The following is a 13326-nucleotide window of genomic DNA, read 5'->3' on the forward strand; positions in this document are numbered from 1 at the left end:
AGCTCACATGCAGCGGCCGCGCTGATTCTTCGAGCCGCACGACGGTCGGCCCGAGCGGCCCGAGCACCGCCATCGCGACACTCATTCCCGTCGACGCTGCCAGTTCGACCACTTCAGGCTCAGCCTCCCGCGTCGGCGACAAACGCTGCAAGCCGATCAAGCCAAGCTCCAGCGCCAAAGGCCCGGCTTCGAAACAACCAGAGGCATCGCGGTTCAGCAAGCCGATCTTAAGCAGACTCACCAGATGCGGAAACGCTTTGGCCGGCGGCATGCCTGCAGCCGCCGCAAGATCGCGCAAGCTCAACGGCCGCGAGGCCGCAACCAGTGCGCCGAGCAACTCGCCAGTGCTATCGAGCGACTGGATGCCACGCTGCGGTTTTGCATCGGCGGACGCGGCGGAAGCGCCGGGGGCAGCGTAAGAAGTGTCGAGAGAATCAGTCACGATGCGGAAGAAGCTAACAAGGAGGGCGCTGCCGCAAGTTCGGCGCTGATGTCATGGGCCGTCGCTAGCAGCGCGCGAGCTGTCGGGCCATCGGCGGCGACGTCGATCGCGCCGGGCGAGCCGATCACCGTCAGCGCGAGGCACAAGTGGCCGTTCGCATCGAGCACCGGCGCGCTCAAACTGCTGATGCCCGGACTCGGCGCATCGACGCTGCATTCCAACCGGCGTGCGCGGATTGCGGCTAAAGCTGCTTCGAACGCGGCGCTTTCATCAGGCGGCGTCATCGCGCGACCCGTCGAGCCCGACTGATTCGCCCACATCCCGTCCAACGCCTCACGTGGCAGATAAGCGCAAAACACGCGACCCGTCGACGTCGCCGGCAGCGACATCACCGTGCCCACATGGAGATTCACATGCAACGGAAAGCCCGCATGCTCATAGCGGACGATGGTCGGCCCCTGCGGTCCGGCAATACAGATCGCGACGCTGAACCCGATCGCCTCGGCCAACGCCGCCACGCGCGGCACGGCGGCGCGAAACGCCGGCTGGTTCTCCAGATGCATCAATCCGAGCCGCAACGACAGTGGACCGGGTTCATAACGGCCCGACAGCTCGTCACGTTTGATCAGACCTAAGCGGCTCAGGCTTACCAGATAAGCATGAGCCTGCCCCGGCGCGATCTGCGCGGCAGTGGCGAGATCGGATAAAGCCAGCGGGCTGCGCGCCTGAGCGAGCGCCAGCAACACGCGGCCGCCCACTTCGACGCTCTGAATCCCGCGCTGCGTCTTGCCGCCATCCGCCGTCTCGCTGCCGCCCGCGCCTTTGCCGGTGGCCGGTTTCGCTGCTTTGCTCACACCCGCGCTCGTCCGTAAAAAGGGTCCATGTTAGCCGAAGCCCTGCGCGAAAGCCCGCGCCATCCTGTCTTCATCTTAGACGCTCTGAGATTTGCGTATAGCGACACATTTCGCTATTGACAAATAAACTCGCCCAGCCATAAGATGCATTCACCCCGACATACCGGTGCAGTCACAGAGTCAAAACGGGGCGAGACAACCCCCAATACCGCCAGCCCGCGCATCTGTATTTGAACGCGCAGCCGGCCGTCTCGCCTCACGTCCAACTTTTGAGGGAGACAAGCATGGCAAAGGCATTCGCATCCCAGGCCGACCTGGAAGTCAAGAAAGTCACGTGGACCAAGCTGTCCGAGAACGCCTACGCGTACACCGCTGAGGGCGATCCGAATTCGGGCGTGATCATCGGCGACGACGGCGTGCTGATCGTCGACACCACCGCCACGCCGGCCATGGCGCAAGACCTCATCGAAAAGATCCGCAGCGTCACCGACAAACCGATCAAATACGTCGTGCTGTCGCACTACCACGCCGTGCGCGTGCTTGGCGCGTCGGCATATTTCGAAGAAGGCGCGCAAGAGGTGATCGCGAGCCGTGGCACGTACGAGATGATCGTCGAGCGCGGCGAAGCGGACATGAAGTCGGAAATCGAACGCTTCCCGCGTCTCTTCGCCGGTGTCGAAACGGTGCCGGGCCTGACGTGGCCGACGCTCGTGTTCGAAAAGGAAATGACGCTGTTCCTCGGCAAGCTCGAAGTGCGGATCGCGCATCTGGGCGCTGGTCACACAAAGGGCGATACGGTGGTGTGGCTGCCGTCGCAGAAAGTGCTGTTCTCCGGCGACCTGGTCGAATACGACGCGGCCTGCTATTGCGGCGATGCTCAGCTCGAACAATGGCCCGCCACGCTTGAAGCGCTGCGCGCGCTGAAAGCCGACAAGCTGGTACCGGGCCGCGGTCCTGCCTTGACCACGCCGGAAGACGTCAACAAGGGCCTCGATTACACGAAAGACTTCGTCACCACGCTGCTGCAGCAGGGCCGCGAAGCGGTCGAACAGAAGCTCGATCTGAAGGCCGCGATGGCGCACACGCGCAAGGCCATGGACCCGAAGTTCGGTCACGTGTTCATCTACGAGCACTGCCTGCCGTTCGACGTCTCACGTGCCTTCGACGAAGCGAGCGGCATCACGCATCCGCGTATCTGGACCGCGCAGCGCGATAAGGATATGTGGGACGCGCTGCAAGCCTGATTGCAATCCTGATCACCGCATAGAAACACCGGAAAGCGTCAAGCAGAGCAGAGAAGGACGGAGACACAAGATGAGTATCAACTACCAGACGCTGTCGTTCGAGTATCAACCTTGCCGTGAACAAAGCGGGCAAGGTGATGCGGATCGGACGGTCTATCCCGTGATCGTAGTCGGCGGGGGGCCGGTGGGCCTCGCTACCGCGATCGATATCGCGCAGCAGGGCGTGCCGGTCGTCCTGGTCGACGACGATTGTTCGTTGTCCACCGGTTCGCGGGCAATCTGCTTCTCGAAGCGCTCGCTCGATATCTTCGACCGGCTCGGCTGCGGGCAGCGCATGGTGGACAAGGGCATCAGCTGGAATGTCGGCAAGGTGTTCCTGAAAGATGAGCTGGTGTACACGTTCAATCTGCAGCCGGAAGCGGGCCACAACCGGCCCGCGTTCATCAACCTGCAGCAGTACTACGTCGAAGGCTTTCTGCTCGAACGCGCGCAGGAACTGCCGAATCTCGAGATCCGCTGGAAGAGCAAAGTGGTCGGCGCGCAGCAGAACGGCACGCCGGGTACGCAAGAAGCCAGCGTGACGCTGACCGTCGATACGCCCAACGGTCAGTGCCCGTTATGCGGCCGCTATGTGGTGGCCGCCGACGGCTCGCGCAGTCCGATGCGCAATTTTTTGGGACTCGACAGCCACGGCGTCACGTTCAAAGATCGCTTCCTGATCGCCGACGTCAAGATGGAAGCGGAGTTTCCGACTGAGCGTTGGTTCTGGTTCGATCCGCCGTTCCATCCGAATCAATCGGTGCTGTTGCATCGTCAGCCGGATAACGTGTGGCGAATCGATTTCCAGTTGGGCTGGGATGCCGATCCGGTGCTGGAAAAAACGCCGGAACGTGTGATCCCACGTGTGCGTGCGTTGCTCGGATCGGATGCGAAGTTTGAGCTGGAATGGGTCAGCGTTTATACGTTTTCGTGTTTGCGCATGGACCGTTTCCGGCACGGCAACGTGCTGTTCGCGGGCGATTCCGCGCATGGCGTGTCGCCGTTCGGTGCGCGCGGCGCGAATAGCGGCGTGCAGGACGCGGAAAATCTCGCCTGGAAACTGGCGATGGTGCTCGAAGGCAAAGCATCCGATGCTTTGCTCAACACGTATGCGAGCGAGCGCGAATTCGCCGCTGACGAAAACATCCGCAACTCCACGCGTTCGACCGATTTCATCACACCGAAGAGCCCGGTTAGCCGAGTGTTCCGCGATGCGGTGCTGAAGCTCGCACGGCATCACCCGTTTGCGCGGCAGTTGACGAATAGCGGCCGCCTCTCAGTGCCGGCGGTGTTGCGTGATTCCCCGTTGAATACAGCGGACAGCGACAGCTTCGACGGTCTGATGGTGCCGGGGGCATCGTGCGTCGATGCGCCGGTTCATGCAGCCGGGCAACCGGCCTGGCTGTTACAGCAACTCGGCCAGCAGTTCACGGGCGTGTTGTTCTGCGGCGAGCAAGGTATCGATCAGGCAACGCAAGCTGCGTTGGATGCGTTGCGCAGCAGTCCGATTCCGCTGAAGCTCGTCGTGGTGACGCGTGGCGATGCGCAGGTCGCGGCGGCTTCGGGTGCCAATGTGTTGCACGACATCGACGGTCTTGCCGCCGCGCGTTACGACGCCAAGCCCGGCACGTTCTATTTGATCCGCCCGGACCAGCATGTCTGTGCGCGGCAGCGGCGACTCGACGTGAGCTTTGTGGCAGGCGCATTGAAGCGAGCGTTGTGCGTTGAAGGCACGGCCTGAGGGCAGGGCAAACGCAGCGAAGATGGCACAGGGCCAACACGTGGCGAGCGCGGCAGGCGCTAAATATGCGGTACACGCAGCCTGGCCGACAAACGCAGCACATCGGCAAAAGAAAATAGCAGGAGACAGTCATGGCATTGAACACGCAACCCAATCTCGCTCGCCCCGATGATTTCTACGAGGCGCTGATCGACATGCATCGCGATCTGGACGATGCACAGAGTCAGTCGGCCAACGCGCAACTGATCCTGTTGCTCGCCAACCAGATTGGCGATCACGAGACGCTGCTCGAAGCGATGCGGCACGCACGTGAGGGCGTGACCGACGCGTCGGCGCGAGGCGCGCAGACGCATCCGCTGGCCGCCTGAACATGCGGCACGGCGAACGGTAACGATAAAACGCTGCACGCGCGTGGCCGTTCGAGTCACGCGCAATTCACCACGGCGCGCGGCGCACCTGTGCCGCCGCATGCCGTCCCAGTAGAAAACAGAAAAGCGGCGCATCAAGACGCCGGACCTAGCGGGTCCGCTGGACCCTCACGTTTGGAGATAACCGATGAGCCAATCCCTCGCCCCCGCGCTGGGCGCATCCGCCGTTGCGCACGACGATCTGTTATATCGCAAGGTTTCGAAGCGGATTATTCCGTTTCTATTCCTCTGTTATGTGGTGTCGTTTCTCGACCGCATTAATATCGGCTTCGCGCAATTGCAGATGAAGCACGACCTCGGGTTCAGCGACGCCATGTACGGGCTCGGCGCGGCGGTCTTTTATATCGGCTACGTGTTGTGTGAGGTACCGAGCAACATGCTGCTCGCACGCTTCGGCGCGCGCCGTACGTTCACGCGGATTATGCTGCTGTGGGGCATCGCATCGGTCGGCATGATGCTGGTGTCGAAACCCACTCACTTCTACGTGCTGCGTTTCATGCTCGGCGTGTTCGAAGCGGGGTTCTTTCCGGGCATCGTGCTGTATCTGACCTACTGGTATCCGGCGCGGCGGCGCGCGGCCGTGCTGTCGATTTTCTTCGCGGGCGTCGCGGTGGCGGGTGTGCTCGGCGGGCTGGTGTCCGGCTGGATCATGCGCGATATGGGCGGCGTGATGGGTCTGTTCGGCTGGCAGTGGATGTTCGTGATCGAAGGTGCGCCGGCCATCGTGCTTGGTTTGCTCGCCGCGTTTTATCTGGTCGACGGTCCGCAGCATGCAACGTGGCTCAACGCTGCCGAGAAGGCGCAACTGATCGCGCAGCGCGATGAAGACCGTCAGGTTTCATCGGACGCGCATTCGTCGCGCTCCGTCACGCAAGCGCTGCGCAATCCGCGGGTTTATCTGTTCGCGTTCATCTATTTCTCGCTCACCTGCGCGTCGTTGACGCTGAACTTCTGGATGCCGCTGATGATTCGCGACTTCGGTGTTCACGATGTGCTGGCGACCAGCCTGTACACCGTGATTCCGAATGCGGTCGGCGCAGTGGGCCTGATTCTGATCGCGCGGCACTCGGATCGTCGTGGTGAACGACGCCGGCATTTTGCGGTTTGCACGATTGGCGGCGGCATCGCGCTGTCTCTGCTGACTCTACATCTGAGCAGCTTCCCGGCGATGCTCGCGATCCTCTCGCTGGCAGCCGTGCTGATTTTTGCCGCGTTGCCGATCTTCTGGACCGTGCCGTCGGGCTATCTGTCCGGCACTGCGGCGGCGGCAGGCATTGCGTTGATCAGCAGCATCGGTATTACGAGCGGGATTGTCAGCCCGTGGGTGATCGGGTTGATCAAGACGCACACTGGCAGCATGGACAACGCGCTGTATCTCTTGACCGCGCTGCTGTTCGTCAGCGGTGTGGCGTTGCTGCTCGGCGTGCCGAAGGAAACGAAGCACATCTAAGACTTATACGGGCCGCCGACCAAGCGTCCACCACCGTCGTCGCGCCCGCGCCGATCAGAAGAGCGCTCATCAGATAGTGTCTTGCGTCAAACCTTGGCTGCCTCATGAGGCTCGGCGCGCGCAGACGGCGCCCGGGCGCTGACCATCCAGCAGGCCGCGGTGTAGCGAACTTCGGTGCCGTGCACGTAGGGATCAAAGGCGGCGCGGACCGTCTCAATCACCTGCGCGCGGGTCCGCTCGTCCGCGTTTTGAAGGATCAGACCGACAGGGCCGAGCCGGGTGAGGTAGCCGACCAAATCCTTCTCCGGCAAGCTGCAGTTCACATCAAGTGGCCGGATGTCGATCCCGGCCCAACCGCTCTCTTCCAGGATGGACGACACGCGGTGCCGGTCCGCGAAGCCGAACTGTCCAGGCGCGCCCGGCCGGCGGGCGGGCAGATTCGGCAGCAGCGGTGCAGCGGCGCGCTCGGCGGTGGTCATGAAGGGATTGTCCGCTGCGCTCCGCCAGACGATGCAGCGGAGTTCGGCGCCATCGCTGGCGGCGCGCCGCAGGTTCGCAAAGGCCGCGACCGGATAGTCGAAGAACATGACGCCGAAGCGTGACATGATCCTGTCGAAGCTCGCCGGCGCGAAGGCGTAGGTCTGCGCGTCAGCACAGATGAAGCTTGCTGTCGAGCCCTCCCGTTCGGCGCGCAGCTGGGCGGCGGCGATCATCGGCGCTGAAATGTCGGCGCCGATGCAATGGTCCTTCGCACCGAGCCGCCGCGCCGCGGCCAGTGTCGTGCTGCCCGTGCCGCAGCCGACGTCGAGCACCCTCTGCCCGGACCCGGCGCACATCCCGTCGACGAGCAGGTTTTCGAAGGGCTTTAACATCTGGTCGAGTACCGACTGCGCCGCCACCCAGGCGCGTCCGGCGCTGCCGTTCCAAAGTGCCGCCTGCTCGTTGCCGGTCTGCTGCTTGGTATCCATGGTCGTTGTCCTGTGTGTGTCCCCGGGAGCGGAAGCTACACTATGCAAGTTCAAGCTGACTTGAGGTCAAGGGGTGATCAAGCTAGACATCGCCGAAGTGGCGCAGCGATCCAGCATGCCGGCATCGACGCTGCGGTTCTACGAGGAAAAGGGGCTGATTGCGTCTACCGGCAGGCGAGGACTGCGCCGCCTGTTCGATGCGGACGTGCTGGATCGCCTGGCACTGATAGCGCTGGGGCGCGCCGCTGGCTTCTCGCTCGATGAGATCGCGCTGATGTTCGCCACGGACGGCCCGCCGCGCATCGACCGGCAGATGCTCGTGTCCAAGGCGGACGAACTGGACAGGACGATCCGCAAACTGAGCGCCATGCGTGACGGCCTGCGACACGCCGCTGCCTGCCCCGCACCGAGCCACATGGAATGTCCCACGTTCCGTCGCATCCTGCAGGCCGCCGCATCTGGCGCGATTGGAGGCGCGCGAAAAAGAAAGACGCCGCAAACATCGTTGAACGACTCCGCTGCGCGAGTGCCCAATCGGACCAGGAGATAGAAGGAGTCCGGACGTCATATCGGGTAGAGTCGCGCATATCCTTTTGCGACCGCGCGTCTAACGTCCGAACCTTCGCGATGTATTCGATCGAACGCTCTTGCGTTACCTCATGACGGTCCGCCCGACGTTTCCTTGTGGCGGATTGATTTCGCTTTCGACGCGTCGTTGGACGATGCTGCCTTCGCTAAGCTAAGCCACGACGAGCGCGCGAGAGCCGGCAATTTTCGCCGCCACGAAGATGCGCTTCGTTTCGCGTCTGTGCGCGTGGCGCTGCGCGAGCAACTCGCGCGGTATCTCGGCATCGCGGCACATGCTGTTCGGTTCAAGCTTGATGGGAATCGTCGGCCTCATCTCGTCGATTCCGATGCATATGACTTCAACGTCTCACATGCAGGCTCGCACGGGCTGATCACGATGTCGCCGTGCCGGCGTGTCGGCGTCGATATCGAGCAATACAGCGATAAATTCGACTGGCGTTCGATCGTGGCATTGACGCTCGATGCGAGCGAGGCTGTGTGGATCGAGCGGCTGGACGTCACGCAGCAGGTCAGTGCGTTTTACGACGCGTGGGTCGCCAAAGAAGCGCTCGTCAAAACGACGGGCGTGGGCATCACGCGCGGTTTGCAGCATCTGACGGTGCTGCCGCGCGACAGCATGCAGGTGACGCTCCGCAATGAGATTCCGGATGACATGCGCGAGATTGCCGCGCGCTGGATCTCGGCGCCAGAAGGCTATGCTGCATGCGTGGCGTGGTCGACGAAAACGTTCGCGCCCTAGGCGCTCGATTCGCCAAACACCAACGCCTTAGGCCATCCAACGGCGTGCACTTGCGTGACCGGCTGCGCGAGTGCAACCGCCGCGCGAATCTTGCCCGACATCGGCAGATCGAGCACATGCCAGCGGCCATGCTCGGCGAGATCGAGCGCGCAGACTGCGGCATCGCCCGACAGCAGATCCAGATCGACATCGACGGGCGCATAGCGCAACGCGTTGCTCAAGCTGCCGTAACGCGCGCGTCGGCGGGAGCCTTCCGGGGTCTCGTCGAGCGCAGCGCCCGGCGAGGGTACGACGACGTTCAGACCGAGCGTCGCCGACGCAATGCCGATCACGATCCAGATGCCGGCATCCGCGATATCGATCGTGATGCCGCGACCATCGTGCGGATGACGCGCGCGCAGCTTCTCGTTGCCGTCGTCCTGCAAATCGACCGCACGCGGCTCGCAGTCGAACAGATTCGCGACGATCCAGCGCGTCACCACGCGTGCGCTAACAAAGCGTTTGCGTAGCGCCGAGTTCGGATGAAGCCGAGCGCGTTCGCGCTCGCCCTTCGACAGCCACACATCGCTTTCCTGCGCCGGCACCGGTAGCCATTCGCAGCGGAACCGCCACAGATGCAACTCACCCGCGCGTGGCACGGCGACGCGGCGCGGATAGTGGCGCGTTAGTGGATGCGAGACGAATTGCGGCAGGGCCGCGCTGACGATAGCGTGTGCGGTTCGAACAGGTTGCGTAGGTTGAGCAGGTTGAGCGGCTTGCAAGGCGTTTGCGCTATTCGTCGCCTGCGAGCCGATGCCGTCACGCACACGCGACGGAGCGAGAGGAGCGAGTTCCAACGGCATACGCTCGGTTCCTCAATGCATATACGTGACGCGGCGCGCTTGCACGTCGAGTTCGACACCGGCGTCGAGCAGATCGATGGCGAACCAGCGGATCAGCTTCAACACGCCGCTGACGGCCGGCCCTGGCAGCCATTCGCTCAGCATGCGCAAGGCAGCGCCGCTGTGCGTTTTTTGGAGCAACGCGATGGTTTGCAGGATCACGGCTTCGTCCTTGCCGAGATCACTGGCGCAGCGGCATCGCATGTCGAGCGGACGATAGGACACGTGCATCAGCGAACGCATTAGCAGATCGAAATGTTCGATGCCGTCTTGCCGCAAGCCCACGCCGCTTAAGATGTCGCGCCAGTGCACGCCGCCGCGCGCCGATTCACACGCCGGCCGCAGCCAGGTGCGCACGGCGCTGAGGACCGTACGGTCAGGCGCGTCGGGGGTATCCGTGACTTGATCGTCGACCAGTTCGGGACGGCTGCTGTAGTGAGAGCGGAAGTTCATCGTTGCTCCTGGATGGACACGGTCCAATGAGTCGCGCCGGCCTGATCGGAGGAGGGCCACGTCGCAGGCCAGCGCATGTCGCGTGCGACGGATCGGCGGTGACGCAGTGCTTGCTTCAACCTTTTGCCGACTGCGGTGGCAGCCATTCGCGCACATGTTCGCTGCGTGCCGGACGTTTCGGTTCTTGCCCGGGGTTTTTGGGCGTGCCGACAAAGAGGAAGCCCAGCAGTTTCTCGTTCGGTGCGAAGCCCAACGCGTCGTGCAGTTGCGCTTCACAGCTGTCCGGTCCCGTGGACCAGAAGCCGCCGTAGCCGAGCGCGTGGATCGCATTCAGCATGTTCATCGTGGCCGCGCCGACCGCCAGCAATTGCTCGACCTCGGGCACCTTCGGATGGGCCGAGAGCGCCGCGCCGAGTGCGATCACCAGTGGCGCCGCGTAAGCCTTCTGCCGCCGATGCGCATGCGCGGAGCGCGGCTCGCCAGGCGAGCGGGCGCAAGCGAGGTCGACCAGCACGTCGCCGAGGTGGCCGCGCGCGTCGCCGCGGATCGTGACGAAACGCCACGGCCGCAGATTGCCGTGATCGGGCGCGCGCAAGGCGGCGTCGAAGATCAGATCGAGTTCGGCGTCGGCCGGACCCGGCTCGGTGAGCGGCCAGTGGGACTGGCGTGACAGCAGCACTTCGAGCGCGGCGGCCGCCTTGGACCGGACGGCGGTGTCAGGCGTCGCGGTTGCTGTGCGTTCGGTTTCGGTTTCAGGGCGGCTGACGTCGAGTGTGCTCATGATTTCGGTGCTCGGCTGATGGTATGAGCGTGATGATGAGTCAATTTGCACGTAAATGCAAATCATTCGCATTTAGAAAATGAATTTGACAGGGCATCACATCGCGGGTTGCGCGGGCTATGAGCGCTCAGGAGGCCTTGCGGTCGAGTTTCGGACGTCTAGTCCGCAACTAACGGTCAGCCGTATGGAGCGCCCACAGATATGATGGCGAAATGCCGCAGCAAGCCTGCCGCATCCATGTCCACCCACGTTAGCCAATGCCGACAAAATCTCTCGACGCCGCATCGTCCGCCACGTCCACGGAAGCGGCGCAGCGCCTGCCCACCTTGATGCTGGCCGCTGGCCTGTCGTTAGGCAGTGCGATCGCGCTGGGTCTTGCGCGCTTCGCTTACGCGTTGCTGTTGCCTTCGATGAAACTCGACCTCGGCTGGAGCTTTGCTCAAGCCGGCGCGATGAATACCGCTAACGCACTGGGCTATCTGCTGGGCGCGTTGGCTTTTCCGCGACTCGCGCGCCGCTGGTCGGCCGGTGTGTTGTTCGGCGCCGGCTGCGTGGCCACTGCGGTTCTGATGGCCATCAGCGGTCTGCTTGCCGACACGCATTCGCTACTCGCATTGCGCGTCGTCACCGGCGCGAGCAGCGCGGCGATTTTCATCAGCGGCGGCGTGTTGGCGGCGCGGCTGGCGTCGGCGAGACCGCACGATGCGGGGCTTGTGCTCGGCTTGTATTACGGCGGAACCGGTTGGGGCATCGTCGCTTCGTCGGTGCTGGTGCCGCTGACGATCTTCAACGTCGCGCATGGCTGGCAGTTTGCGTGGTTCGCACTGGCGGGTGCGTGCGCTGTGTTCGCCGCGATCGCCATCGGCGCTGCGAGGAAAATCGAACGCGCGCATGCGGCTGGACCTTCGACCGCGCATGTTTCCAATGCCGCCGACGCGCCACGTTGGCCGCGTTTCAGTCCCGCGCTGGCGGGCTATGGATTGTTCGGTGTCGGCTATATCGGCTACATGACGTTCATCGTTGCGCTGCTGCGCAATGCGGGCATGAGCGCCGCGGTGGTGACGGGCTTCTACCTCCTGCTCGGCGTAGCGACGGTCGTCTCGGCGCGCGTGTGGTCCGGTCTGCTCGACCGCATGCGCGGCGGCCACGCGCTCGCGATACTCAACGCGTTGCTCGCGGTGGCGACGCTGTTGCCCGCGCTCTTCACGCAACCGTGGGTGGCGTTTGTCTCCGGCGTGCTGTTCGGCGCGACGTTTCTCTCGGCCGTCGCGTCGACCACGGCGTTCGTGCGCCACAATCTGCCCGCGAGTCACTGGGCCAAGGGCATCAGCGCATTCACGATCGTGTTCGCGTTCGGACAGATCGTTGGGCCGATGATGATCGGCTGGGTCTCGGATGGCGCAGGTCTCGCACGCGGCTTGGTTTATTCCGCGTTGCTGCTTGCGGCCGGCGCGGTGCTGGCGGCTTGGCAGAAGCCGTTACGCTGAGTCTGAGTCGGCTTAGCGATGCATCTGTGTACTAGTGTGCCAAGGCCAGGAAGGTACCGAGGCACTAAATCTGTACCGACGGAATGCTCTTCATACACCGCAGGGCAAACATCGAGCGGCTGTGACGGATGCCGGCGATCTTGTAGAGCTTCTCGCGCAGAAACCGCTCGTAGCCCGCTGTACCGTCGACCGCCACTTTGACCAGATAGTCGTAATCGCCCGACACCAGATACGCTTCCAGCACTTCAGTCAGCGTTGCCAGTTCTGCACCGAAGCGGGCGAGGGCGTCATCGTCGTGACGGTCGAGCGTGACTTCGAGCAGCACCACGTCGGCGAAGCCAAGCTTCTGCTGATCGAGCAACGCGACGTAGCCGCGGATGTACCCCTCCGTCTCCAACTGCCGCGTGCGATTCCAGCACGCCGTGGTCGACATGCCGACCAGTTCGGCGAGCTCGGCGTTGCTCAGGCGCGCGTTCTTCTGCAGCTCGCGCATGATCTTCCGATCCTGGTTATCCAGTGGGCGATTTCGGGCGGTCATGGCATTCTCGGAAGCTTGTTCAGATAAATGCCATTCTAAAGGAATATTGTCCTGCAAACCGCAAGCGGCTGCATCGCTTTAGGAAGCATATCCAGCCTGCGCCTGGGTATATTTTCAGGGTGCATTCATGCCCGGGACAACCGTCCGGGCCGCCGGCCCCAGGCCTGCGGTCTTGCGCGGCCACAAGCTGCCATCCGGTGTCTCGCTGCCTTCACAGAAAGGCGGCACGCGGGCGAATTCCGGCGTCACCCACGCCGGAAGACGCGCTCGCCGGGCATGGACGCATTTTCCTAACCGAATGCTTGCCGGTACCTACCGTCCGTATGCTGTCCTTGAACGATCTTCGAGCGCGGCGGCGGCGCGCACTGCCGGCCAAGCCGCTACCGGGCCCACCGATGTCGATTCAGCTGTATGTTTCATTTCTCCTCGCTTCCCTCGTACTTGTTTATTCACCTGGTCCGGTCAACGTACTGACGATGAGTCAGGCGCTCAGCGCCGGTTGGCGCGCCGCGCTGCCTTGCGTGTGGGGTGGCACCTGCGCCGTACTTTTACAACTGGCGTTCACCGCGCTCTGTCTTAACTCGTTGCTGCTGATCGACGCACGTGCATTGATCGCGCTGCGCTGGGCCGGCGCGATCTATCTCGTGTATCTCGGCTGCAAGCAATGGCGCAGCGGCAGTCTTGCGGCGCCCA

15 protein-coding genes are annotated in these 13326 nt (G+C 63.2%); 8 read left to right on the forward strand and 7 right to left on the reverse strand.

The window, feature by feature from the left end; all coding sequences use genetic code 11:
* Together GNZ12_RS21345 and GNZ12_RS21350 are read right to left on the reverse strand one after the other, a co-directional pair.
* Positions 1-442: helix-turn-helix domain-containing protein (locus tag GNZ12_RS21345; RefSeq protein WP_172313386.1), on the reverse strand; the 442-nt coding region annotated here is incomplete at its 3' end.
* Complete coding sequence (locus GNZ12_RS21350) at positions 439-1296, reverse strand: IclR family transcriptional regulator (protein WP_172313388.1); 858 nt, start codon at positions 1294-1296, stop codon at positions 439-441. The genes GNZ12_RS21350 and GNZ12_RS21345, both read right to left, overlap by 4 nt.
* A 284-nt stretch (positions 1297-1580) precedes the next feature.
* Here GNZ12_RS21350 and GNZ12_RS21355 point away from each other — a divergent pair, with 284 nt between their 5' ends.
* From GNZ12_RS21355 to GNZ12_RS21370, 4 genes are all read left to right on the forward strand, one after another.
* On the forward strand, positions 1581-2540 hold the full coding sequence (locus GNZ12_RS21355; RefSeq protein WP_172313390.1) for an MBL fold metallo-hydrolase: 960 nt from the start codon (positions 1581-1583) through the stop codon (positions 2538-2540).
* Between the two features lie 70 nt (positions 2541-2610).
* Positions 2611-4320: an FAD-dependent oxidoreductase gene (locus GNZ12_RS21360; RefSeq protein WP_172313392.1), complete on the forward strand. Its 1710-nt coding sequence runs from the start codon at positions 2611-2613 to the stop codon at positions 4318-4320.
* A gap of 131 nt (positions 4321-4451) precedes the next feature.
* On the forward strand, positions 4452-4688 hold the full coding sequence (locus GNZ12_RS21365; protein ID WP_172313394.1) for a DUF2783 domain-containing protein: 237 nt from the start codon (positions 4452-4454) through the stop codon (positions 4686-4688).
* A 187-nt stretch (positions 4689-4875) separates the two neighbouring features.
* Positions 4876-6198 (forward strand): MFS transporter, encoded by a 1323-nt coding sequence (locus GNZ12_RS21370; RefSeq protein ID WP_172313396.1) that lies wholly within the window; start codon positions 4876-4878, stop codon positions 6196-6198.
* A gap of 86 nt (positions 6199-6284) precedes the next feature.
* Here GNZ12_RS21370 and GNZ12_RS21375 read toward each other — a convergent pair whose 3' ends face one another.
* Complete coding sequence (locus GNZ12_RS21375; RefSeq protein ID WP_172313398.1) at positions 6285-7166, reverse strand: class I SAM-dependent methyltransferase; 882 nt, start codon at positions 7164-7166, stop codon at positions 6285-6287.
* A 73-nt stretch (positions 7167-7239) separates the two neighbouring features.
* On the opposite strand from GNZ12_RS21375, the gene GNZ12_RS21380 reads away from it, so the two are divergent.
* Together GNZ12_RS21380 and GNZ12_RS21385 are read left to right on the forward strand one after the other, a co-directional pair.
* On the forward strand, positions 7240-7716 hold the full coding sequence (locus GNZ12_RS21380; protein WP_172313400.1) for a helix-turn-helix domain-containing protein: 477 nt from the start codon (positions 7240-7242) through the stop codon (positions 7714-7716).
* 132 nt (positions 7717-7848) lie between these two features.
* A complete protein-coding gene (locus GNZ12_RS21385; RefSeq protein ID WP_216673309.1) occupies positions 7849-8493 on the forward strand; it encodes a 4'-phosphopantetheinyl transferase family protein in 645 nt (214 codons plus the stop codon).
* On the opposite strand, the gene GNZ12_RS21390 is transcribed toward GNZ12_RS21385, so the two are convergent.
* From GNZ12_RS21390 to GNZ12_RS21400, 3 genes are all read right to left on the reverse strand, one after another.
* Complete coding sequence (locus GNZ12_RS21390) at positions 8490-9335, reverse strand: 4'-phosphopantetheinyl transferase family protein (protein WP_172313402.1); 846 nt, start codon at positions 9333-9335, stop codon at positions 8490-8492. The two genes, GNZ12_RS21385 and GNZ12_RS21390, sit on opposite strands and share 4 nt — an antisense overlap.
* Before the next feature lie 12 nt (positions 9336-9347).
* Positions 9348-9827 carry a hypothetical protein gene (locus GNZ12_RS21395; protein WP_172313404.1) on the reverse strand — a complete coding sequence of 160 codons (480 nt, stop codon included), beginning with the start codon at positions 9825-9827 and terminating at the stop codon, positions 9348-9350.
* Between the two features lie 115 nt (positions 9828-9942).
* Positions 9943-10608: a nitroreductase family protein gene (locus GNZ12_RS21400; protein WP_172313406.1), complete on the reverse strand. Its 666-nt coding sequence runs from the start codon at positions 10606-10608 to the stop codon at positions 9943-9945.
* 257 nt (positions 10609-10865) lie between these two features.
* Here GNZ12_RS21400 and GNZ12_RS21405 point away from each other — a divergent pair, with 257 nt between their 5' ends.
* On the forward strand, positions 10866-12095 hold the full coding sequence (locus GNZ12_RS21405) for a YbfB/YjiJ family MFS transporter (protein ID WP_172313408.1): 1230 nt from the start codon (positions 10866-10868) through the stop codon (positions 12093-12095).
* A 64-nt stretch (positions 12096-12159) separates the two neighbouring features.
* Here the strand turns inward: GNZ12_RS21405 and GNZ12_RS21410 are convergent, their stop codons facing one another.
* Positions 12160-12633 carry an Lrp/AsnC family transcriptional regulator gene (locus GNZ12_RS21410; protein ID WP_172313410.1) on the reverse strand — a complete coding sequence of 158 codons (474 nt, stop codon included), beginning with the start codon at positions 12631-12633 and terminating at the stop codon, positions 12160-12162.
* 395 nt (positions 12634-13028) lie between these two features.
* Here GNZ12_RS21410 and GNZ12_RS21415 point away from each other — a divergent pair.
* The coding region (locus GNZ12_RS21415; RefSeq protein WP_172313412.1) for a LysE family translocator at positions 13029-13326 on the forward strand (298 nt) is incomplete at its 3' end.

The sequence above is a fragment of the Paraburkholderia solitsugae genome, assembly GCF_013177695.1.
In the GTDB taxonomy this organism is placed as follows: Bacteria; Pseudomonadota; Gammaproteobacteria; order Burkholderiales; family Burkholderiaceae; genus Paraburkholderia; species Paraburkholderia solitsugae.